The 847-nt window shown below is 34.6% G+C and carries 1 protein-coding gene and 1 pseudogene; both read right to left on the reverse strand.

All coding sequences use genetic code 11. The annotated features are described in order from the left end of the window. Positions 1-212: 212 nt before the first annotated feature. Positions 213-611, reverse strand: coding sequence for a transcriptional regulator Spx (spx, locus tag ABPH35_RS10930; RefSeq protein WP_075099515.1), 399 nt, complete (start codon positions 609-611; stop codon positions 213-215). A 128-nt stretch (positions 612-739) separates the two neighbouring features. Then, a pseudogene (locus ABPH35_RS10935) lies at positions 740-847 on the reverse strand (IS30 family transposase); the annotation flags it as partial.

The raw sequence follows: 847 nt of genomic DNA on the forward strand, positions 1-847 counted from the left end.
GGAGTCTATGGAAACGAGAAAATCAATCATTGTAGTCACCTCTATCTCTAGTTTACTACTTTGATTGATTTTGTCACTATGTATGTCGTTTTCTGAAAACTATCTTTTCTTCATGCGTTTGGCGTGCTGAAATCACGTATCCTAATCGTAAAAAATCTAAAACGAAAAGAAAAGAGCTCGGCCTCTTGACTCAAACTCTTCACTCTTGAATCCTATAAAGCTGCACGCAAGCGAGCCTGCGCATTTTCTACATTACGCACAGAACGTGGTAAAAAGGCACGAATATCATCTTCCTTGTACCCAACTTGAAGACGTTTCTCATCAATCAAGATTGGACTTTTTAAAATACGAGGATTTTCGGTAATTAACTCAATGACTTCGTTCACACTTAAATCTTCAATGTCACAATCCAAATTTTTTGCATATCGATTTTTAGAAGATACAATACTTGCAATACCATTCTCTGTCTTTGTCAAGATATTCAAAATCTCTTCTTTGCTAATCGATTCTTTTCCTAAATTGTGTTCATTGTACGATAATTGATGAGCATTGAGCCAGTTTTTAGCTTTTTTGCAGCTCGTACAGCTCGAAACGGTATAAATTTTAATCATGTAGTCTCTCCTTTGCTACATTTTCTTAAACACATTATACCCTATTATAGCATAAAAACGCTTCAGTCTAAAGACCTATTTTTCATTTTCATGCCTATTTTTCAGTAAAGCTAAATTTCAAGTTCAAGTTAGCCAGTCTGTAAAAATTCTCTAGGAGATTTGTAACCCAATATCTTCTTTGGATAGTTGTTAATCCAGTTTTCAATAAATGCGACTTGTTGTTGCGTCGCATTTTT

The organism is Streptococcus handemini, from assembly GCF_040984445.1.
Taxonomy (GTDB): Bacteria; Bacillota; Bacilli; order Lactobacillales; family Streptococcaceae; genus Streptococcus; species Streptococcus handemini.

Coding starts and splice junctions, on each gene's coding strand:
- spx (WP_075099515.1), bottom strand. CDS start 611: ATGATTAAAATTTATACCGTTTCGAGCTGTACGAGCTGCAAAAAAGCT.